General features: G+C 69.4%; 18 protein-coding genes. 11 read left to right on the forward strand and 7 right to left on the reverse strand.

Translation table 11 applies throughout. The features are described from left to right. Positions 1–8: 8 nt before the first annotated feature. Entirely contained in the window at positions 9–872 is an 864-nt protein-coding gene (locus tag F9K07_RS03065; RefSeq protein WP_159589270.1) for a type III secretion system chaperone, read from the forward strand. A 22-nt stretch (positions 873–894) separates the two neighbouring features. Here F9K07_RS03065 and F9K07_RS03070 read toward each other — a convergent pair whose 3' ends face one another. Next, positions 895–2,043 carry a CaiB/BaiF CoA transferase family protein gene (locus F9K07_RS03070; RefSeq protein WP_159589272.1) on the reverse strand — a complete coding sequence of 383 codons (1,149 nt, stop codon included), beginning with the start codon at positions 2,041–2,043 and terminating at the stop codon, positions 895–897. Beyond that, positions 2,040–3,017 carry an NAD(P)H-dependent flavin oxidoreductase gene (locus F9K07_RS03075; RefSeq protein ID WP_201451506.1) on the reverse strand — a complete coding sequence of 326 codons (978 nt, stop codon included), beginning with the start codon at positions 3,015–3,017 and terminating at the stop codon, positions 2,040–2,042. The genes F9K07_RS03070 and F9K07_RS03075 overlap by 4 nt, the downstream gene beginning before the upstream one ends. A gap of 170 nt (positions 3,018–3,187) precedes the next feature. Between F9K07_RS03075 and F9K07_RS03080 the strand changes: the two genes are divergently transcribed. After that, positions 3,188–4,366 (forward strand): thiolase family protein, encoded by a 1,179-nt coding sequence (locus tag F9K07_RS03080; RefSeq protein ID WP_159589274.1) that lies wholly within the window; start codon positions 3,188–3,190, stop codon positions 4,364–4,366. 31 nt (positions 4,367–4,397) lie between these two features. Here the strand turns inward: F9K07_RS03080 and F9K07_RS03085 are convergent, their stop codons facing one another. Genes F9K07_RS03085 through F9K07_RS03095 form a run of 3 tightly spaced genes read right to left on the reverse strand, consistent with a single transcriptional unit; the run spans position 4,398 to position 7,035 of the window. Beyond that, positions 4,398–5,354 (reverse strand): NAD(P)H-dependent flavin oxidoreductase, encoded by a 957-nt coding sequence (locus F9K07_RS03085; RefSeq protein ID WP_159589276.1) that lies wholly within the window; start codon positions 5,352–5,354, stop codon positions 4,398–4,400. Further along, positions 5,351–6,283, reverse strand: a complete 933-nt coding sequence (locus F9K07_RS03090; RefSeq protein WP_159589278.1) for an electron transfer flavoprotein subunit alpha/FixB family protein — start codon at positions 6,281–6,283, stop codon at positions 5,351–5,353. The genes F9K07_RS03085 and F9K07_RS03090 overlap by 4 nt, the downstream gene beginning before the upstream one ends. Before the next feature lie 2 nt (positions 6,284–6,285). Further along, positions 6,286–7,035, reverse strand: a complete 750-nt coding sequence (locus F9K07_RS03095) for an electron transfer flavoprotein subunit beta/FixA family protein (RefSeq protein ID WP_159589280.1) — start codon at positions 7,033–7,035, stop codon at positions 6,286–6,288. 157 nt (positions 7,036–7,192) lie between these two features. Here F9K07_RS03095 and F9K07_RS03100 point away from each other — a divergent pair, with 157 nt between their 5' ends. Genes F9K07_RS03100 through F9K07_RS03110 form a run of 3 tightly spaced genes read left to right on the forward strand, consistent with a single transcriptional unit; the run spans position 7,193 to position 10,328 of the window. After that, the gene (locus F9K07_RS03100) at positions 7,193–8,041 is read left to right on the forward strand and encodes an enoyl-CoA hydratase/isomerase family protein (protein WP_159589282.1); all 849 of its coding nucleotides are present in this window, start codon (positions 7,193–7,195) and stop codon (positions 8,039–8,041) included. Next, the gene (locus F9K07_RS03105) at positions 8,038–9,180 is read left to right on the forward strand and encodes an acyl-CoA dehydrogenase family protein (RefSeq protein ID WP_159589284.1); all 1,143 of its coding nucleotides are present in this window, start codon (positions 8,038–8,040) and stop codon (positions 9,178–9,180) included. The genes F9K07_RS03100 and F9K07_RS03105 overlap by 4 nt, the downstream gene beginning before the upstream one ends. Beyond that, on the forward strand, positions 9,177–10,328 hold the full coding sequence (locus F9K07_RS03110) for an acyl-CoA dehydrogenase family protein (protein WP_159589286.1): 1,152 nt from the start codon (positions 9,177–9,179) through the stop codon (positions 10,326–10,328). The genes F9K07_RS03105 and F9K07_RS03110 overlap by 4 nt, the downstream gene beginning before the upstream one ends. A 1-nt stretch (position 10,329) precedes the next feature. Here F9K07_RS03110 and F9K07_RS03115 read toward each other — a convergent pair whose 3' ends face one another. Continuing rightward, positions 10,330–11,091 (reverse strand): IclR family transcriptional regulator, encoded by a 762-nt coding sequence (locus tag F9K07_RS03115; RefSeq protein WP_159589288.1) that lies wholly within the window; start codon positions 11,089–11,091, stop codon positions 10,330–10,332. A gap of 109 nt (positions 11,092–11,200) precedes the next feature. On the opposite strand from F9K07_RS03115, the gene F9K07_RS03120 reads away from it, so the two are divergent. Further along, on the forward strand, positions 11,201–12,436 hold the full coding sequence (locus tag F9K07_RS03120) for an acyl-CoA dehydrogenase family protein (protein ID WP_159589290.1): 1,236 nt from the start codon (positions 11,201–11,203) through the stop codon (positions 12,434–12,436). Positions 12,437–12,443: 7 nt separating this feature from the next. Beyond that, positions 12,444–13,673: a CaiB/BaiF CoA transferase family protein gene (locus F9K07_RS03125; RefSeq protein WP_159589292.1), complete on the forward strand. Its 1,230-nt coding sequence runs from the start codon at positions 12,444–12,446 to the stop codon at positions 13,671–13,673. 190 nt (positions 13,674–13,863) lie between these two features. On the opposite strand, the gene F9K07_RS03130 is transcribed toward F9K07_RS03125, so the two are convergent. Next, positions 13,864–15,036 carry an acyl-CoA dehydrogenase family protein gene (locus F9K07_RS03130; protein ID WP_159589294.1) on the reverse strand — a complete coding sequence of 391 codons (1,173 nt, stop codon included), beginning with the start codon at positions 15,034–15,036 and terminating at the stop codon, positions 13,864–13,866. Between the two features lie 176 nt (positions 15,037–15,212). Between F9K07_RS03130 and F9K07_RS03135 the strand changes: the two genes are divergently transcribed. The 4 genes from F9K07_RS03135 to F9K07_RS03150 are packed head-to-tail and all read left to right on the forward strand — an operon-like array spanning position 15,213 to position 19,511. After that, positions 15,213–15,980: an SDR family NAD(P)-dependent oxidoreductase gene (locus tag F9K07_RS03135; protein WP_159589296.1), complete on the forward strand. Its 768-nt coding sequence runs from the start codon at positions 15,213–15,215 to the stop codon at positions 15,978–15,980. Further along, on the forward strand, positions 15,977–16,783 hold the full coding sequence (locus tag F9K07_RS03140; RefSeq protein ID WP_201451507.1) for an enoyl-CoA hydratase/isomerase family protein: 807 nt from the start codon (positions 15,977–15,979) through the stop codon (positions 16,781–16,783). The genes F9K07_RS03135 and F9K07_RS03140 overlap by 4 nt, the downstream gene beginning before the upstream one ends. Then, a complete protein-coding gene (locus F9K07_RS03145) occupies positions 16,783–18,321 on the forward strand; it encodes an AMP-binding protein (RefSeq protein ID WP_159589298.1) in 1,539 nt (512 codons plus the stop codon). Before F9K07_RS03140 ends, F9K07_RS03145 begins: the two co-directional genes overlap by 1 nt. After that, a complete protein-coding gene (locus F9K07_RS03150; protein WP_159589300.1) occupies positions 18,318–19,511 on the forward strand; it encodes a CaiB/BaiF CoA transferase family protein in 1,194 nt (397 codons plus the stop codon). Before F9K07_RS03145 ends, F9K07_RS03150 begins: the two co-directional genes overlap by 4 nt.

Consider the following 19,511-nt stretch of genomic DNA (forward strand, 5'->3'; position numbering starts at 1 on the left):
CGCCAATCATGAACACCACCCACCACCCCCACAACTGGTCCCACCTGCTCGGCCGATTCGCCCAAGCGGTGGGCGAATCGGACTACAGCTTCGGTCCGCTCAGCTTCTCGCAGCCTGGTGGCCCGACCATCGTGGCCGAGTTGCTGGACGACGGTCGCGCCCTCGGGCTCACCGTCGACCTGCAGCACACGCCGGACGACGAACGGCTAGAGGACTTCCTGCTCGCCAACCAGGCCGGGCGCGCGCAGGACGTGGGCGTCTATGCGGTCTACCCGGCCCGCAACAACACCCTGTTGTTCTTTCGCCGCCTGGAAGACGCGGGCGCGTACGCCTACGAAGACTTCATGCAGGCCATGCGGAGCTTCTCGGGCTGCGCGCAAGCCGCGCTCGACGCCTTGCCCCAGCCGCTGCAGGTGGAGGCCGACACCTTGCCGTCGGACGCGGCGGCTTTCCACGAGGAGAGCTTTCGCCACATCTGGTCGGACTTCGCCCTGGCCCAAAACCTCGGGGGCGAGCGGCCTCAGCCCGAGGTGGACGGCAGCCACATCCTCTCGCTCGATGGTGGGCGCTTTGTCTTCGTGCGTCCGGACTTCGCGCGCGGCAGCGTGGTGCTGAGCACCATGCTCGCGCTGCTGCCTTTGTTCTGCGACGAGCCGCCCGCCTGGCTGGGCTTGCTGGAAGCGCACACGCTGGGCCTGGCCACCGGCGGCGGTGTGTTTGCCATCGACCCCGGGGAGCGCGAGCTGATCGTGTGGCGCAGCGTGCCGCTGGCCGGCCTGGACGCCTACGGTTTGAACGACGCGATCGACAGCCTGGCCGAGGTCGCGCGTTTCTACACCGAGGAATTTGCGCTGGATGCAGTTCCAGCCTGACGCCGTGGTGCGGGCGCGTGGCTCAGGCCACGGCGCCCGTGTCTTGCAGCGCGGCGATCTCTTGTGCCGCGTAACCCAGTTCCGTGAGCAACTCCTGCGTGTGCTCACCCGCCGCCGGCGTGGCACCCGCCATGGCCCGCGGCTCACCCCCGAACTTCACCGCCGACGGCAATTGCCATTGCCCTTGCGCATCGCGCAGGGCCGCACCCCGCGCCACCAGCTGCGGATGTTCCAAGGCCTCTGACAAGCGCAGCACCGGCGACACACAGGCCTGCGCTCCTTCGAACAGCGCGGCCCAGTGCCGCAAGGGTTGACCCATGAACACGCGCGCCAGATCGGCGCGCAAGCGGGCCTGCACCTGGGGGTCGTGGCTGCGGTGCAGCGCGGCCCATTCCGGGTGCCCCAGGCGCTCGCAGACGGTGTGCCAGAACTTGTCTTCCAGCGCGCCCACCGCCACATGGCGGCCGTCCTGCGTGGCGTACAGGCCGTAGCAGGCCAGGCGCCCGGTGAGCACGTCGCCACCCGTGGGCGCCGTCTCGCCGTGTGCGAGCAATTCGGCCATGGGCATCACCGCGTGCGCGAGCACCGCGTCGGCCATGGCGATGTCGACGTGCCGGCCCTGGCGGCTGCGCTGCGCGTCGAACAAGGCGGCAAGAATGCCCATGGCCGAGGTGAGCGTGCCGCCCATGAGGTCGGCCAGCGGTAGGTTGGAGAGCGCCGGCCCGGCGGCGGAGCCGACCTGGTCCGCCACGCCGGTGAGCGCGCCGTAGTTGATGTCGTGGCCGGGTTCGTCCTTGTACGGGCCGTCCTGCCCATAGCCGGTGATGCTGCAGTAGACCAGCGCGGGGTTGATGGCCGCGAGCGCGCCGTAGCCCACGCCCAGCCGCGCCATGACCCCGGGCCGAAAGCCCTCCACCAGCACCTGCGCCGTGGCGCAAAGCCGGTGCAGCACCGCCAGGCCTTGCGGGTTCTTCAAATCGATGCGCACCGAGCGCTTGCCCGCATTGGTGAGGCGGCGCACGCCGGGCGAAGCGTAGTCGCCCGCGCCGGTGTCTTCGATCTTGATCACCTCCGCACCCAGGCGCGCGAGGTGCGAGGTGCAGAGCGGGCCGGGCAGCAGGCGGGTGAGGTCGAGCACGCGCACGCCGGCCAGGGGCAGGGCGCGGTTCATGGCGCTGCCCTGCGCGCGAACACCGGCGTGGCGGCGGCCGCGTGGTACTCGGCTTCGAGCCGCTGGAGCAGTTGCGCCACGGTGGGAATGTCGTGGATCTCGGCCACGCCCTGGCCCGCGCTCCACAGGTTCTGCCAGGGCACCACGGCCTCGGGCAGGTGGGCGTGTCCGCGCACGCCGGGGTCGCGCGCAGGCATGGCGCGCGGGTCCAGGCCGTGCGCGCGCAGCGAAGGCACCAGCCAGTTCGCGGACACGCCGTTGACGCTGTCGGTGTAGGCCAGGTCGGTGGGGGCGGCGTCCACCAGCATCTGCTTGTACGCCTCGGGCGCGCCGGCCTCCTGGGTGGCGATGAAGCGCGTGCCCATGTAGGCCAGGTCGGCGCCCAGGATCTCGGCCGCGCGGATGGCCGCGCCGTTGGACACCGCGCCGGCCATCACGATCACGCCCGTGAACTCGCGCCGCAAGGCCGCCACCAGGCTGAGGTGGTTGACCGTGCCCGAGTGGCCGCCGCCGCCGGCACCGATGGCGATCACGCCGTCGACCTGCGCGGCCATGGCCTTGCGCGCGAAATGCAGGTTCACCGCATCGGCGTACACCTGCAGGCCATGGCCGTGCGCGCGCCGGATCAGCTCGCTCGGGTCGCCCGTGGCGCTGATGATCAGTTCCACGCCGCGCCGGGCGCACAGGGTGAGGTGGCGCTCCATCTCGTCGGCGTCGAAGCGTGTCGAGAGGTTGACCGCGTAGGGCGCACGAACCGGCTGGGCCTCGGCCGCTGCCTGGATGCGGGCGAGCCAGGCGTCGAAGGTCGCGAAGTCGGGCGCGTTGTTGCGCGGCAGCGCGCCGACGATGCCGGCCTGGTTCGCCGCGATCACCAGTTCGGGCGAGGTCACGCGGTACATCGGCGCGCAGACCAGCGGCAGGCGCAGGCGCTCGGCGTAGGGCAGGCGCGGGTGGGGAAGGGCGGTGTCGGTCATGGCCGCCAGTGTGGCGCAGCTTGCCGTGTGCGGCTTCGTCGGTTCGGACGAATGCGCATCGTGCGTGCGGGGCAGGGCCCGGTGTTTTCGTCGGTTCGGACGATGCCAGCCGCCGTGCGCGCCGATAGGCTCGACCGGATCCCATCTTTCGAACCCCAAAAGGAATTTCCATGCCCGAGGCTTTCATCATCGACGCGGTCCGCTCGCCCATGGGCCGCATCAAGACCGGTGGCGCGTTCACCGAACTACACCCAGTCGATCTCCTGGCGCAGGTCCTGCAGGCGCTGGTCGCGCGCACCGGCATCGACCCCGGCGCGGTGGACGACGTGATCTGCGGTTGCGTGAGCCAGGTCGGCGAACAATCGGCCTCGCCGGGCCGCATGGCCTGGCTGGCGGCGGGCTTTCCCGAGCACGTGCCCTCGACCACGGTGGAGCGCAAATGCGGCTCCAGCCAGCAGGCGGTGCACTTCGCCGCGCAAGGCATTGCAGCAGGCGCGTACGACATCGCCATTGCCTGCGGCGTGGAGTCCATGAGCCGCGTGCCCATGGGCTCGTCGAAGATCGGCAAGGACAGCATCGGCCCGCTCGTGGCCGAGCGCTATGCGCCGGGGCTGGTGCCGCAAGGTGTTTGCGCCGACCTCATCGGCACGCGCTGGCAACTCGACCGCGAAGCCATGGACCGCTTTGCCGCGCAATCGCACCAGCGCGCCGCGAAGGCGCAGGCGGCGGGCGCGTTCGAACGCGAGATCGTGCCCATTACCACCGCCAACGGCGTGGTGCGCGCGGACGAAACCATCCGGCCGAGCACCACCGTCGAGTCGTTGGCCGCGTTGAACGCGGCGTTCCGCAGCGACGAGATGAGCGCGCGTTTTCCCGACGTGGCCTGGCAGACCACGGCCGGCAATGCCTCGCAGATGACCGATGGCGCGGCCGCGATGCTGCTGATGAGCGACAGCGCCGCCGCGCGTTTCGGGCTGCGGCCGCGCGCGCGCTTCGTGGCGTTCGACGTGCATGGCGACAGCCCGCTCGATATGTTGACCGCGCCCATTCCCTCGACCCGGCGCGCGCTGAAGAAGGCCGGCATGTCGATCGACGCGATCGACCACTGCGAGATCAACGAGGCCTTCGCCAGCGTGCCGATGGCCTGGTTGAAAGAGCTGGGGGCCGACCCCGCGAAGCTGAACCCACGCGGCGGTGCGATCGCGCTGGGCCATCCGCTGGGCGCCTCGGGCGTGCGCCTGATGACCACCATGCTGCATGCGCTGGAAGACACGGGCGGGCGCTATGGGTTGCAATCGATGTGCGAGGCCGGCGGGATGGCGAACACCACCATCATCGAGCGGCTCTGACGGGAGCCGGGCGGGGGCGTCGCCCCCGCCTTCAGGCGGCTATGGTGAGCAGTTCCTCCCGTGCCGCCTGGTATTCGCGCCTCAGCCGCTCCACCAGTTCCGCCACCGGCAACACCGCGTCCACACCGGCCACACCCTGCCCGCAACCCCAGATGTCCTTCCAGCGCTTCTTCAGGCCGCTGCCCATGTCCAGCGCGCCCGGTGCGGGCAGGTTGTCCGGGTCCAGGCCGGCGGCGCGGATCGACGGAATGAGGTAGTTGGCGTTCACGCCCGTGAAGGTGTTGGTGTAGAGGATGTCGTCCGACGTGGCGGCCACCACGGCCGCCTTTTGTGCGTCGCTCGCGCTGGCTTCGGCCGTGGCGATGAAGGGCGAGCCGATGTAGGCCAGGTCCGCGCCCATGCTTTGCGCCGCGAGAATCGAACGGCCATTGGCGATGGCCCCGGCCAGCGCGAGAGGCCCCTGGTAGTGCCGCCGGATTTCCGAGACCAGCGCGAACGGGCTCTTGATGCCCGCGTGCCCACCCGCGCCCGCCGCCACGGCGATCAGGCCGTCCACGCCCGCTTCCACCGCCTTGAGTGCGAAGCGGGTGTTGATCACGTCGTGCAGGATGAAGCCGCCCGCCTCGTGCAGGGCCTGGTTGACCGCCGGCTGCGAGCCGAGCGAGGTGATGTAGATCGGCACGCGGTGGCGCGCGCAGATGGCCATGTCGGTTTCGAGGCGGTCGTTGGAGCGGTGCACGATCAGGTTCACTGCGAAGGGCGCGGCCGGCCGGTCCGGGTGGTCGCGGTCCCAGCGGTCGAGCGCTTCGCGGATTTCGGCGAGCCACTCGTCGAGCTGGCTGCTGGGCCGCGCGCTGAGCGACGGCATGGAGCCGACGATGCCGGCGGTGCACTGCGCGATCACGAGTTTCTGCGTGCTCACGATGAACATGGGCGAGGCGATCACCGGCAAGCGAAGGCCTGCGAACAGGGGCGGCAGGCGGCTCACAGTGCGGCTCCCAGTTCGGGCACGGCCGTGAAGAGGTCGGCCTCCAGGCCGTAGTCCGCGACCGAGAAGATCGGTGCTTCCGGGTCCTTGTTGATCGCCACGATCACCTTGCTGTCCTTCATGCCGGCCAGATGCTGGATGGCACCGGAAATACCAGCGGCAATGTAGAGCTGCGGTGCCACGATCTTGCCGGTCTGGCCCACTTGCAAGTCGTTGGGCGCGTAGCCCGCGTCCACCGCGGCGCGGCTTGCGCCAATGGCTGCACCGAGCTTGTCGGCCAGCGGCGTCATCACTTCGTTGAACTTCTCGCTGCTGCCCAGCGCGCGGCCTCCGGAGACGATGATCTTCGCGGCGGTGAGTTCGGGGCGGTCGCTCTTGGCGATCTCGCTGCCCTTGAACTCACTCTTGCCTTCGCCCAGTGCGGCCGTGGCGGTTTCCACCGCCGCGCTGCCACCCGTGGTGGCCGCCGGGTCGAAGCCGGTCGTGCGCACGGTGAACACCTTCTTCTCGTCGGTGGCCTGCACCGTGGCGATGGCGTTGCCCGCGTAGATCGGGCGCTCGAAGGTGTCGGCGCTGATGACCTTGGTGATGTCGCTGACCTGGCCCACATCCAGCGCAGCGGCCACGCGCGGGGCCACGTTCTTGCCACTCGCCGTAGCCGGGAACAGGATGTGGCTGTAGTTGGCCGCGAGTGCCAGCACCTGCGCGGCCACGTTCTCGGCCAGGCCGTGTTCGAAGCCAGCCGCATCGCTGTGGATCACCTTGGCCACGCCAGCGATGGCCGCGGCCGCCTTGGCCGCTTCGGCCGCGTTGTGCCCGGCCACGAGCACGTGCACGTCGCCACCGCATTGGGCTGCGGCGGTCACGGTGTTGAGGGTTGCGCCTTTGATCGAGGCGTTGTCGTGTTCGGCAATAACGAGAGAAGTCATGTTCAGATCACCTTGGCTTCGGTTTTGAGTTTGGCGACGAGGGTGGCGACGTCCGGCACCTTGATGCCTGCACCGCGCTTGGGCGGCTCGCTCACCTTCAAGGTCTTGATGCGCGGCTTCACGTCCACGCCCAGGTCTTCGGGTTTCACAACGTCCAGCGGCTTCTTCTTCGCCTTCATGATGTTGGGCAGCGTCACGTAACGCGGCTCGTTCAAACGAAGGTCGGTGGTGACAACAGCCGGCAGCGTGATCGCCAGCGTCTCCAGGCCGCCGTCGACTTCGCGCGTCACGTTGGCCTTGCCGTCGGCAATCTCGACCTTGGACGCGAAGGTGGCTTGCGGCAAGCCCGCCAAGGCCGCCAGCATCTGCCCGGTCTGGTTGCAGTCGTCATCGATCGCCTGCTTGCCCAGGATGATCAGCTGCGGTTGTTCCTTGTCCACCAAGGCCTTCAAGAGCTTGGCCACGGCCAGCGGTTGCAGTTCTTCGGTGGTCTCCACCAGGATCGCGCGGTCCGCACCAATGGCCATCGCCGTGCGCAGCGTTTCCTGGCATTGCGCCACGCCGCAGGAAACGGCGATCACCTCGGTCACCACGCCCTTCTCCTTCAGACGCACCGCCTCTTCGACCGCAATCTCGTCGAACGGGTTCATGCTCATCTTGACGTTGGCGATGTCCACACCGCTGCCGTCGCTCTTCACGCGCACCTTGACGTTGTAGTCCACCACGCGTTTCACCGGTACCAATACCTTCATCGGGTTGCTCCTTTTCGTGCCCGCGATTCTGCGGGGTGCGTGGTCGCATGCGCCATGCCGGTGCCGATTTCACAAACGTGAAATCACCGCGCGGCCCCCGTCCGATCCTTGACGCTCCCCTCGGTGCGCGGCGATATTGCCCGGCGAAGGAGACACCGTGCAATACCAGACCATCCGATTCCAAGTGGACGGCGCCGTCGCAACCCTGTCGCTCGACCGGCCCGAGGCGCGCAACGCGCTGTCGCTGCAGATGCGGGCCGAACTCGACGACGTGCTGCCCCGTCTGAAGGCCGAGGCGGGCAAAGGCATCAAGGCGCTGATCCTCACCGGCGCCAACGGCCATTTCTGCGCCGGTGGCGACGTCAAGGCGCAGGCCGCGCGCGCTGCGGGCGACAAGGGCACGCTCATGGAAGGGCGTGCGCGCCTGCGCGAAGCCCATCCGCGCCTGATCGAACTGGCGAACCTGGACATGCCGGTGATCGTCGCGGTCGATGGCGCGGCCGCCGGCGCTGGTTTCAGCCTCGCGCTCACCGGCGACTTCGTGCTGGCCAGCGAGCGCGCGTTCTTCGTGCAGTCTTTCGGCAAGCTGGGTCTCGTGCCCGACTGGAACTCGCTCTACCTGCTGCCGCGCCTGGTCGGCCTGCAAAAAGCCAAGGAGCTGGTGTTCACCGCCCGGCGCCTGCCCGCGCACGAGGCGATGGCGCTGGGCATCGTGCACTCGGTGCACAAACCCGAAGACCTGATGGCTGTGGCCCGGCGCATGGCGCGCAAGCTCGCGCAGGCCTCGCCCGCGGCCATCGCACTCTCCAAGAACATCCTCAACCAATCGCTCCACCTGGACAACCGGGCGGTGCTCGAAATGGAAGCCATGGCACAAACGATCGCCCGCGACACCGACTTTCACCGCGAGGCGGTGCGGCGCTTTGCCGCGCGCGAGCCCGCCTTGTTCGATTGGGACGCGCCCGATCCCGCCGAACCGCCCGCGCAAGGGGAGGGCATGCGATGAGCGCGACCACCCTGTCGACCGACGAACTCGACATGCTGCGCGATGCCGCGCGCAGTTTCGCGCAGCGCGAACTCCGGCCCGGCGCGCAACGCCAGCGGCGCGGCCAGAACCCGCCCTTCGATCCCGCCACCTGGCAGGCCATGGCCGCCATGGGCTGGACCGGCCTGTTGATCGACGAAGCACACGGCGGCGCGGGCGCGGGCCTGCAAGCCTTCTGCACGGTGTTGAGCGAACTCGGCCGCGCCTTGCCTGCCGAGCCGCTGGTGGCTTGCGGCGTGCTGGCCACCGTGGTGGTCCAGGGCAGCGACAACGCCGCCTTGCGCGGACCGCTGCTCAGCGGCATCGCGGCGGGCCACGAACTTCCCTCGCTGGCCATGGAGCCCACGGCGCGCGGCACCGGCGGGGTGCGTGCGCAGCGCCAGGCCGGTGGACGCTGGCGCTTGAGCGGCGAACTGCGCTTTGCACGGCCCGGCCACGGTGCCACCGGCCACCTGGTGCTGGCCGAGACCGCGCAAGGCAGCGCGGTGTTCTGGTTGCGCGCGGGCGTTGCCGGCCTGTCGACCGCACACGAAATGCTCACCGATGGCAGCGACGCGGCGCGCCTGACCCTGAGCGACGTGGCGCTGGGCGATACCGAACTGCTGCTGCCACCCGGCCACGCCAGCGCCGTGGTGCAACGCGCGGTGGACGCGGCCCTGATCGCCACCGCCGCCGAACTGCTCGGCCTCATGCGCGGTGTGTTCGAGCAAGCGCTGGACTACCTGCGCACGCGCCGCCAGTTCGGCGTGGCGATCGGCAGCTTCCAGGCGCTGCAGCACCGCGCGGTCGACCTGCACATCCAGCACGAGCTCACCTCGGCCCTGGTCGAACGTGCCAGCCGCTTGTTCGACGAGGGTTCGGCCGAAACGTCCCAAGTGGCCGCCCATGCCAAGGCGCGCGCGGCCGACGCGGCGCAGCAGACCGTGCGCGAGGCCATGCAGTTCCATGGCGCCATGGGCTACACCGACGAGTGCGACATCGGCCTATTCCTCAAACGCAGCCTGTCGCTCGCGGCCTGGCTGGGCAACCCCTCCGAACAACGCCGGCGTTACGCGCGCCTGCGTTTCTCCCCTGCCGCATCGAACACCACCGCCGCATGACCGACTTCAACTCACTCAGCGACGAGGCCTTCCGCACGCTCGCGCGGGATTTCCTCGAACAGCACTACCCCGAAGACAAGCGCCACATCATCGGCCGCGCGCGCTGGGCCGACATCCAGGGCTGGTACCGCACGCTGTCGCAAGCCGGCTGGCTCGCCATGGCCTGGCCGCGCGAGCACGGCGGGCGCGGCCTGGCGGCGGGCAAACAACTGATCTGGATCGAGGAGCAGGAACGCCACGGCGCGGCGCGCGTGCCCGACCACGGCATCAACATGATCGGCCCGACGCTGATCCGCCTGGGCACCGACGCGCAGCGCGCGCACTACCTGCCGCGCATCCTGGACGGGCAGCACCTGTGGGCGCAGGGCTACTCGGAGCCCGAGGCCGGCTCCGACCTCGCGAGCCTGCGCACCGAAGCCGTGGTGGATGGCGACGAACTCGTGATCAACGGGCAGAAGACCTGGTCGACCATGGCGCAGGAGTCGACCCACATGTACATGCTGGTGCGCACCGACAAAACCGCGCCCAAGCGCCAGGGCATCAGCTTCGTGCTGGTGGACCTGTCCACGCCGGGCATCCGCGTGCGGCCGATCCAGGACATCGTGGGCGAGTCCAACTTCTGCGAGGTGTTCTTCGACGGCGTGCGCGTGCCGCTGGCCAACGTGGTCGGCGGCCTGCACCAGGGCTGGTCGGTCGCGAAGACGCAGCTCGGCTTCGAGCGCCTCTTGCACGGCAGCCCGCGCACACCGGAAAACCTGCTGATGCGCGTGCAAGCCTTGTGCGAACGCGCCGGCCTGCTGGCCGACGCCGTGATCGCCGACCGGCTGGCGCGGCTGGACATGGACGTGGCTGACCTCGCCGCGTTGTACGCGCGCTTTGCCGACGTGGTGCGGCGCGGCGAGGCGCTGCCGGCCTCGGTGTCGATCCTGAAGATCTGGTCCAGCGAAACCTATGGCCGCATTGCGGAGCTGGCGATCGACGTGCTGGGCTCGTGCGGCGCGCTGGCGGGCACGCCCGAGTTCGAGGGCGAGCGGGTGGAGCTCATGGTGCACTACTACCGCGCACGGCCGATCACGGTGTTCGCAGGCAGCAACGAGATCCAGCGCAACATCCTGGCGAAGGATGTGCTGGGGTTGCCGGCGCGTTGAATCAGCGCACAGCAAGCGAACGGGAAAACCCTTCCACCAGATCCAGCAGCGTCCGCCCGATCTCCGCGTGCCGCTCCTGCACCACCGCCGACGCCGCGCCCACCGACAACACCAGCGCCTGCCCGAACGGGTCGTCTTCGCGCAGGCGCACGGCCACGTCGCCAATGCCCGGCGTGTTGGTGTTGGCCTGCCAGGCGTAGCCGAATTCGCGCGCGGCCTCCACGTGGGCCATCAGATCGGCGAGCACGATGCGCCGCTGGCTCACCGCCGCCGCATGCCGCGCCAGCAGCGCAATGCGTTCGTTGGTCTCGCTCGCCAGCATCATGTAACCCGCCGCGCACAGCGTCACCGGCCTGAGCGTGCCCGCCGAAGGACGCCGGCTGTCGAAGCCCTGGGCCGTGGCGCGGCTCACGTAGATGTACTGCACGTCCAGGTCGTGGCGCGTGCTCAGCACGGCCGAGAAACCGGTCTTCTGGTGTGCCTGCGCCACCAGCGTCGCCAGCGCATGGCCGTCGGCGTGGCCGGCGCGGATCCAGCCGCCCAGCAAGGGCAGGCGCATCGTCGGCGCGAAGTGCTGCGTGTTCGGGTCGCGGTTGAGATAACCCATCTGGCACAGCGTGCGCAGCAGCAGCGAGGTGCTGGAGACGGGCCACTCCAGACTGGCGGCGATCTCCACCAGCGAGGCCGGGCGCTGGATGAATTCGAAGTGTTCGAGCACCTGCAGCGCTCGCGTGGCGGACTTGACGTTAGGGGGTTGCGGCATGTGAATTTCACGTACATGAAATCGGGCGCGGACGGTGGTTTGCACCCTGCACAACAGCGGGGCGCGGACCTATGCTCGATGCGGTTTTCATCTTCTTCTTCTCACTGACATGGCTGCCATTGCATTCCAATATTCCGACGACATCGTCGCACTGCGCGACGGCCTGGCGAAGTTCATCCGCGCCGAGGTGATCCCGCGCCACCAAGCGCACGCCGAACTGCTCGACGACGAGCACCGCAAGTTCACCCCCGAAGGCCGCTACCACCCCGAGGTGCTGCGCCTGCTGCGCGAAGTGCGCCAGGCCTCGGCCCGCGCCGGCTACTACAGCATGTGCGTGCCCGAGTCGCTGGGCGGCATGGGCATGGGTTACCTCGCGTGGTACGCGGCGTGGGAGCAGATTACAACAAGCTGCGAGGGCCGCTACTGGCTGGGCGAGGTCACGGTGTCGCACTGGGCGACCGGGCCGAGTCCGGTGCTCGAACACCTCTCGCCCGAGGCCAAGGAGCGTCTGCTGGAGGGCTTCATGGCCGGCGACACCACCATGTGCTTCGGCATGTCCGAGCCCGAAGCCGGCTCGGACGCGATGATGATGAAAACCCGCGCCGAACCCGATGGCGACGGCTGGCGCCTCTCGGGCAGCAAGATCTGGACGACCAACAGCCCCTATGCGGACTACTGCATCGTCTTCGCCGTGACCGACCCCGAAGCGGCAACCCAGCGCAAGGGCGGCATCTCTGCCTTCCTGGTGCCCACCGACAGCCCGGGCTTCTCGGTGCAGCGCGTCATCCGCATGTGGGGCCACGCCGGCGGCAACGAGGCCGTGCTCGGCCTGGACAACGTGCGCGTCGAACCCTGGCAACTGGTGGGCAAGCTGCACAAGGGCTTTGCCACCGCCATGCTGGGCGTGAACCTGGGCCGCGTGTTCAACTCGGCGCGCGCGGTGGCGCTGGGCCGCTGGGCCATTGGCGAAGCCCTGGCCTACACCAAGATCCGCAAGACCTTCGGCCAGCCGCTCTCGGAGTACCAGGGCGTCACCTTCCCGTTGGCCGAATCGGCGATGGCCGTGCACGCCGCGCACCTCATGGGCCTGAACGTGTGCCAGTTGCTCGACGCCGGCCAGCCCGCGCGCAAGGAGCTGTCGATGACCAAGGCCTTTTCGGTGCAGGCCGGCATGCAGGCGCTGGACCGCGCCATGCAGGCGCACGGCGCGATCGGCATGACCAACGAAATGCACTTCTGCCACAGCTTCCTGCGCATGCGCATGCTCAACGTGGCCGACGGCACCAACGAGATCCTGCGGCGCACCATCGTCAAGGAAATGCTCGACGGCGACCTGGACTTGTGAGCACGGCATGACGATGAAGAAACCATTGCAAGGCGTGCGCGTGGTGGAGATGGGCAGCGTCGTGCTCGCCCCCTACGCGGCACAGATCCTGGCCGAACTCGGCGCCGACGTGATCAAGGTCGAACCGCCCAAGGGCGACATCACGCGCAACCAGGGCTTCAGCCGCAATCCCGGCATGGCCGCGCTCTACCTCAGTTGCAACCGGGGCAAGCGCAGCGTGGTGATCGACGCCAAGCAACCGCAGGGCCTGCAGGCGTTGCAGGATCTGCTGGCCACGGCCGACGTGTTCCTGCACAACCTGCGCGCCAGCACCGCCGACCGCCTGGGCATCGGCTACGGCGCGGTGAGCGCGCGCAACCCGGGCCTGGTCTACTGCGCCACCTACGGCTATGGCGCGGCCGGCCCGCACCGCGACCGGCCGGCGTACGACGACATCATCCAGGCCGCCTCGGGCGCGGCGGGGCTGCTGCAGACCATCTCGGGCACGCCCGGCTTCATGCCCACCATCGTGGCCGACAAGACCACCGCGCTGTTCGTGGTGATCGGCATACAGGGCGCGTTGATGCGCCGCGCCGCCACCGGGCGCGGCGAGCGCGTGGAAGTGGCGATGTTCGAGACCATGGTGCATTACCTCAGCGTGGAGCACCAGGCCGGCCTGTGTTTCGATCCGCCGCTGGGCCCGCCCGGCTACCGGCGCATGGTCAGCGCGTTTCGCCGCCCGCACCGCACGAGCGATGGCTTCATCGCCGTGATGCCGCACAACGAGCGCGACTGGCGCGTGTTCTTCGAGGCCTGCGGCCAACCCGAGGTGATGAACGACCCGCGCTTTCTGGATGCGCCCAGCCGCGCGCGCCACATCAACCTGCTCTACGAACGGCTGTCCGATCTCATGCTCACGCAGACCACGGCGCACTGGGTGGAATTCCTCGACCGGCACGGCATTCCGAACTCGGTGATCAACGACATGAACAGCCTGCGCGAGGACGAACACCTGCGCGAGGTCGGCTTTTGGCAAACGATCGAGCATCCGACCGAGGGCGCGCTGATCGCGCCGGCTTTTCCGGTGCACTACCAGGACGAACCCGCGCCGCGCGCGGCGCTGCGTCCTGCGCCGCGCCTGGGCGAGCACACGCGGCCTCTGCTGACGGACCTGGGCTACAGCGAGGCGGCGATTGCCGCGTTGGTGGAACAGGGGGCGATGTTGGCGGAACCTGTGGGGGCTGTGTCGGTCGGCTGAAAGCGTGTTTTGGCATGTTGTGGTGCTTCCAATACGCCCTCACCCCAACCCTCTCCCGCAAGCGGGAGAGGGAGCAAGGCACGGTCGCCGGCAAGCTATTCTGGCGCGCACGCAAAGAAGCCGGAGCGCGGGTCTTGCCCCCTCTCCCGCTTGCGGGAGAGGGCTGGGGTGAGGGCGCATCGTGGCCAACTCAGTGACGCGCCTTCACCGGCGTGGCCGGGTCCAGGTCGCGCGCGATCAGCTCTTTCATGATCTCGTTGGAGCCACCGTAGATGCGGGTCACGCGCGCGTTGGTGTACATGCGCGCAATGGGGTATTCGGCCATGTAGCCATAACCGCCGAAGAGCTGCAGGCATTCGTCCACCACCTCGCCGTAGATCTGCGAGCACCACCACTTGGCCTTGGCCGCCGAACCGGCGTCGAGCGTGCCCTCGAGCTGGCGTGCGATGCAGTCGTCCACGAAGGTCTGCGCAATGCTGGCCTTGGTGTCGCACTCGGCCAGCTTGAAGCGGGTGTTCTGCATGTCCAGCAGCCGCTGGCCGAACACTTTGCGGCCGGCCGCGTATTCCACCGTCAGGTCCACCGCGCGGCGCGCGGCGGCCGCGCTGATGATGCCGATGATCAGCCGCTCCTGCGGCAACTGCTGCATCAGCTGGTGCATGCCCAGGCCTTCGCGCTCGCCCAGCAGGTGGGTGCGCGGCACGCGCACGCCGGAGAAGAACAGCTCGGCGGTGTCCTGCCCCTTCTGGCCGATCTTCTCCAGGTTGCGCCCGCGCTCGAAGCCTTCCAGGCCTTCGGTCTCCAGCACGATCAGCGAGGGCGAGCGCTCGTCGCCGGTCTTGGCCACGAGCACGATCAGGCCGGCGTTGATGCCGTTGGTGATGAAGGTCTTCGCGCCGTGGATCACGTAGTCCTCGCCATCGTGTTCGGCGCGCGTGGTGATGGCGCGCAGGTCCGAGCCCGCGCCGGGTTCGGACATGGCGATGGCCGCGATCAGCTCGCCCGAGGCCATGCGCGGCAGCCAGCGCTGCTTCTGCGCTTCGTTGCCATAGCGCGCGATGTAGTGCGCCACGATGCCGCTGTGCACGTTGTTGCCGAAACTGTTGACGCCGGCGCGCGCGAGTTCGGCGGTGATGACGGCCTCGTGCGCGAAGTCGCCCCCGCCACCGCCGTAGGCTTCGGGGATGCTGGCGCACAACATGCCCGCCTGGCCGGCCTTGCGCCAGGTGGCCGGGTCCACGCGGCGCTGCTCGATCCATTTCTCTTCGTTCGGGGCCAGTTCGTGTTCGACGAAGCGGCGGATGCTGTCGCGAAAGGCCTGTACGTCTTCGTTCATCCAGCGGGGGGCGGTCTCTGCGCGCATTTGCAAATGGTTCCTTGTGTGGTCGATGCGCGTTTGTCTCAGCCCTCGGCCCCGCGCGCAAGGGTGAGCCCGAAAAATCGTCGGTATCGACGATGCCCGGCGCGCGCGCAGACCGAAGAATTCCACACCAAGACAGCGGGCGGTTCCGCGTCAGCAATCCGACTAGAAAGCATTCGATGGAATTGAGAAACACCTCGGCGGTCGTGACCGGCGGCGCTTCGGGCCTGGGCCTGGCCACCGCGCAGCGGCTGGTGGCCCAAGGCGTGCGCGTCACGATCACCGACCTGCCCACCTCCGCCGGCGCGGACGTGGCCGTATCGCTCGGCGGCGGCACCGTGTTCGTGCCGGCCGACGTGACCGACACCGCCGCGATGGAAGCCGTGTACGACGCGGCCGAACGCCAGGGCCCGATCCGCTCCCTGGTGCATTGCGCCGGGCGCGGTGGCGCGGTGCGCCTCGTCGAAAAAGACGGCAGCGCCGGTTCGCTGGAGACCTACCAGTCGGTGATCCAGACCAACCTGATTGGCAGCTTCAACGTGCTGCGGCTGGCGGCGGTGCGCATGGCGCGCAACGAGCCCGATGCCAGCGGCGACCGCGGCGCCTGCGTGCTCACGGCCTCGGTGGCGGCCTACGAAGGCCAGATCGGCCAGATTCCGTACGCCTCGTCCAAGGCCGGCGTGGTCGGCATGACCATCGTCGCCGCGCGCGATCTGGCCGGCAAGGGCATCCGCGTGTGCACCATCGCGCCCGGCCTGTTCGACACACCCCTGCTGGCGCGCCTGCCGCAACCGGTGCGCGACGCGCTGGGCAAGTCGGTGCCGCACCCGCCGCGCCTGGGCGTTCCGGACGAGTACGCGCGCCTGGCGCAGCACATTCTGGAGAACCCCATGCTCAACGGCGAAACGATCCGCCTGGATGGCGCGATCCGAATGACACCACGGTGAGCCACGCCACCGACACCCCGGCGCAGGACGCCACGCCCCTGCGCATCGAGGATGCCGAGGGCGGCGTGCGCGTGATCGCGATCGATCGGCCGCACCGCATGAACGCGCTCGACCCGGCGAGTGCCCACGCGCTGGCCGATGCCCTGCGCGCCGCGCAGGCCGACCCGGCGCTGCGCGCGATCGTGCTCACCGGCACCGGTGGCCAGTTCTGCACCGGCGCGGACTTGAAGCACCGCAAGCAGCCCGGCGAGGAGAGCGTGCTGGTGCCCTTGCAATTCTGCTGCGATCTGCTGATGCAAGGGCCACTGCCCTGCATCGCAGCGGTCGACGGCGCGGCCTTTGGCGCGGGGCTCTCGCTCGCGCTGGCGTGCGACCGCATCGTGGCCTCCAGCGCGGCGCGTTTCTGCGCGCCGTTCACCGGCATCGCGCTCGTGCCCGACGTGGGCATGGTGCGCACCCTGCCGCGCCGCGTGGGCGCGGCGCGTGCGCGCGAGTGGATGATCGAAGGCACGGTGGTGGACGCCGCGAGCGCGCTGCAACACGGCCTGGTCGACGAACTGGCGGACCACGCTGCCGCGCTGGACACGGCGATGGCCCGAGCACGCCTGTGGGCAGGCCGCGCGCCCATGGCCATCGCCGCGCTCAAGCGGCTAGAAGCGCACGACGCCCACAAGGCCGCACCCATGGCGCAGCTGTTCGAGCGCGAACGCGCGGAGCAGTCCGCGCTCACCGCCAGCGCGGACTTCGCCGAAGCCGTGGCCGCGTTCCGCGAGCGGCGGCCTGCGGTTTTCCAGGGACGTTGATGCCATCCATTTTTGACCTTGCCCGCGCGCAGCCCGAGAAGGTGGCGGTGCGCTTCCTGCAGCCGCGCGCCGAGCTGCGTTTTCGCGAACTGGCCCAGGCCGCCGCCGATGCCGCGGCCTGGATGGTGTCGATCGGCCTGCAGGGCGGCGAGACCATCGCGCTGCTGTGTGAGAACCGCGTGGAACTGCTGGCCTTTGCGCTAGGCGCACGCCGCGTGGGCCTGTACTACACGCCGGTGAGCACGCACGCCAAGCCGCGCGAGCTGGCGCACATCCTGCGCAACAGCGGCGCGCGTGCCCTGGTGGCCTCCGCGAACACCCAGGCGCTCGCGGTGCAGGCCGGAGCGCCCGGGCTCATGCCCTGCTTCCTGTTGCCGTCGGAGCAGGGCGATCCGGCCCTGGCCTGGCCCGCCGCGCAGACCACGGCGCGCACCGGCGATCTCGACGATGGCCTGCCCGCCCGCTGCATCGGCCGCGACTTCCTGTATTCCTCCGGCACCACCGGCCAACCCAGCGGCATCCGCAAACCCATGCTGCCCTGGGACCGCCGGCACGAGCCCGACCCCGAGGTGGCCGCCTGGCAACGCGCTTTCGGTTTCGACGCCGAGTCGGTCTACTTCTCGGCCGCGCCGCTGTACCACGCCGCGCCACTGCGCTACGCCATCCGCGTGCTCGAATGTGGCGGCACCTGCGTGCTGATGGACCGCTTCGACGCCGAGCAGGCCTTGCAGGCCCTGTGCACCGAAGGCATCACGCACAGCCAGTGGGTGCCCACCATGTTCGTGCGCATGCTGGCGCTGCCGGCCGAGCTGCGCGAGCGCTGGACGCCCAGCGGCATGCGCGTGGCCATCCACGCCGCCGCGCCGTGCGCCCCCCACGTCAAGCGCGCCATGATCGCTTGGTGGGGCCCGATCGTGCACGAGTACTACGCCGGCTCCGAGGGCGTGGGCATGACCGCGATCGACAGCCACGAATGGCTGGCGCACCCTGGCTCGGTGGGCCGCGCCCGGGTCGGCGTGCTGCACATCACCGATGAGTCCGGCCGCGAATTGCCCACCGGCGAAGACGGCGTGGTGTGGTTCGAAGGCGGTCCGCGTTTCGAGTACGTCGGCGACCCCGAGAAGACCGCGCGCGCCTACAACGACCGGGGCTGGGCGACCTACGGCGACATCGGCCATGTCGATGCCGAGGGCTATCTCACCCTGAGCGACCGGCGCGCAGACCTGATTCTCTGTGGCGGCGTCAACGTGTACCCGCGCGAAATCGAGGACGTGCTCGGCCAGCACCCGGACGTGGCCGACGTGGCCGTGGTCGGCGTGCCCGATGCCGACATGGGCGCGGTGCCGGTGGCCTTCGTCCAGCCACGCGCCGGCGTGACCGACGAAGACGCGTTGCGTGCCGCGCTCGTGGCGCATGGCCGCGAACACCTCTCCAGCATCAAGCTGCCGCGCCGCTTCGAATTCCGCTCCCACATTCCGCGCCTGGAAAGCGGCAAGCTGCTGCGCCGTGCCCTGCGCGACGAACCCTCTGCGTCATGACAACACCTCTGACCCCACCCCTGGACGGCATCCGCGTGGTCGATTTCGCCACCGGCATCGCCGGCCCGCACGCCTCGCTGCTGCTCGCGCACCATGGTGCCGACGTGATCAAGATCGAAACCCCGCAAGGCGACTGGAGCCGGCGCCTGGGCGTGAGCGCGGGCGGCCAGAGCCCGTTCTCCACCTACTACAACCGGGGCAAACGTTCGCTCGCGCTTGACCTGAAACATGCCGAAGGCCGGCGCGTGGCGTTCGAGCTCGCGCGCGACGCCGACATCGTGATCGAGTCGTTCCGGCCCGGCGTGATGCAGCGCCTGGGCCTGGGCCAGGCGGCCTTGCGCGCGGCCAACCCGAAGCTGGTCTACCTCTCCGTCAGCGGTTTCGGGCAGGACGGGCCGCTGGCGCAACTGCCCGCCACCGACACCGTGATCCAGGGTTATGCGGGCCTCATGAGCCTGAACCGCGACGCGGCGAACGCGCCGCAGCGATTCCCCATGATCCTGGTCGACGTGGTCTCCGGTCTCTACGCCGGCCAGGCCACGCTGGCCGCCTTCATCCGCCGGCTGCGCTTTGGCCACGGCGCGCACCTGGACTGCAGCCTGATGCAAAGCGCGCTCGCCATGCAGGCGCCCGCGCTGGTGAAGCACGAGTTCGAACGCGGCCGGCCGACCGTGATGTACGTGCCGCTGGGCGTGCTCGCCACGCGCGACGGCTTCCTGAGCATCTCGGTCAACCAGGACGCGCACTTCGTCGCCCTGGGCCGCGCGCTGCGCCGCGAGGAACTGTCCACCGACCCGCGCTTTCGCGAACTCTCGGGCCGCATCGCCCACGAAGCCGTGCTCATGGACATCATCCGCGCCGAGTTCCTGCGCGAGACCACCGACGAGTGGTGCCGCCGCCTCGAAGCCGAAGAGATCCTGCACGCGCGCATCCGCCACTACGACGAGGTGCTGCACGACGGTGAACTGGTGCGCAGCGGCGCGCTGGACTGGTTGCAGCAACCCGGCGTTGACGGCCTGCTGCCCATTCCCAACATCCCCGGCGGCCCGCGCGCGGGCGACTACGGGCGCCTCAAGGCCGCGCCGCACGTGGGTGAGCACAGCGAAGAGGTGCTGCGCGGCATGGGCATGGACGCCGCGCAGGTGCAGGCCCTCGTCGACAGCGGGGCGGTTGCCGTGCACCGGCCCTGA

Source organism: Hydrogenophaga sp. BPS33, assembly GCF_009859475.1.
Classification (GTDB): domain Bacteria; phylum Pseudomonadota; class Gammaproteobacteria; order Burkholderiales; family Burkholderiaceae_C; genus Hydrogenophaga.

Bases quoted from the DNA above. Each gene is read 5' to 3' on its own strand.
- F9K07_RS03090 (WP_159589278.1), bottom strand. From the start codon at position 6,283: ATGACTTCTCTCGTTATTGCCGAACACGACAACGCCTCGATCAAAGGC.
- F9K07_RS03080 (WP_159589274.1), top strand. From the start codon at position 3,188: ATGCCCGAGGCTTTCATCATCGACGCGGTCCGCTCGCCCATGGGCCGC.
- F9K07_RS03065 (WP_159589270.1), top strand. From the start codon at position 9: ATGAACACCACCCACCACCCCCACAACTGGTCCCACCTGCTCGGCCGA.
- F9K07_RS03125 (WP_159589292.1), top strand. From the start codon at position 12,444: ATGACGATGAAGAAACCATTGCAAGGCGTGCGCGTGGTGGAGATGGGC.
- F9K07_RS03115 (WP_159589288.1), bottom strand. From the start codon at position 11,091: ATGCCGCAACCCCCTAACGTCAAGTCCGCCACGCGAGCGCTGCAGGTG.
- F9K07_RS03145 (WP_159589298.1), top strand. From the start codon at position 16,783: ATGCCATCCATTTTTGACCTTGCCCGCGCGCAGCCCGAGAAGGTGGCG.
- F9K07_RS03130 (WP_159589294.1), bottom strand. From the start codon at position 15,036: ATGCGCGCAGAGACCGCCCCCCGCTGGATGAACGAAGACGTACAGGCC.
- F9K07_RS03095 (WP_159589280.1), bottom strand. From the start codon at position 7,035: ATGAAGGTATTGGTACCGGTGAAACGCGTGGTGGACTACAACGTCAAG.
- F9K07_RS03075 (WP_201451506.1), bottom strand. From the start codon at position 3,017: ATGACCGACACCGCCCTTCCCCACCCGCGCCTGCCCTACGCCGAGCGC.
- F9K07_RS03135 (WP_159589296.1), top strand. From the start codon at position 15,213: ATGGAATTGAGAAACACCTCGGCGGTCGTGACCGGCGGCGCTTCGGGC.
- F9K07_RS03150 (WP_159589300.1), top strand. From the start codon at position 18,318: ATGACAACACCTCTGACCCCACCCCTGGACGGCATCCGCGTGGTCGAT.
- F9K07_RS03110 (WP_159589286.1), top strand. From the start codon at position 9,177: ATGACCGACTTCAACTCACTCAGCGACGAGGCCTTCCGCACGCTCGCG.
- F9K07_RS03105 (WP_159589284.1), top strand. From the start codon at position 8,038: ATGAGCGCGACCACCCTGTCGACCGACGAACTCGACATGCTGCGCGAT.
- F9K07_RS03070 (WP_159589272.1), bottom strand. From the start codon at position 2,043: ATGAACCGCGCCCTGCCCCTGGCCGGCGTGCGCGTGCTCGACCTCACC.
- F9K07_RS03120 (WP_159589290.1), top strand. From the start codon at position 11,201: ATGGCTGCCATTGCATTCCAATATTCCGACGACATCGTCGCACTGCGC.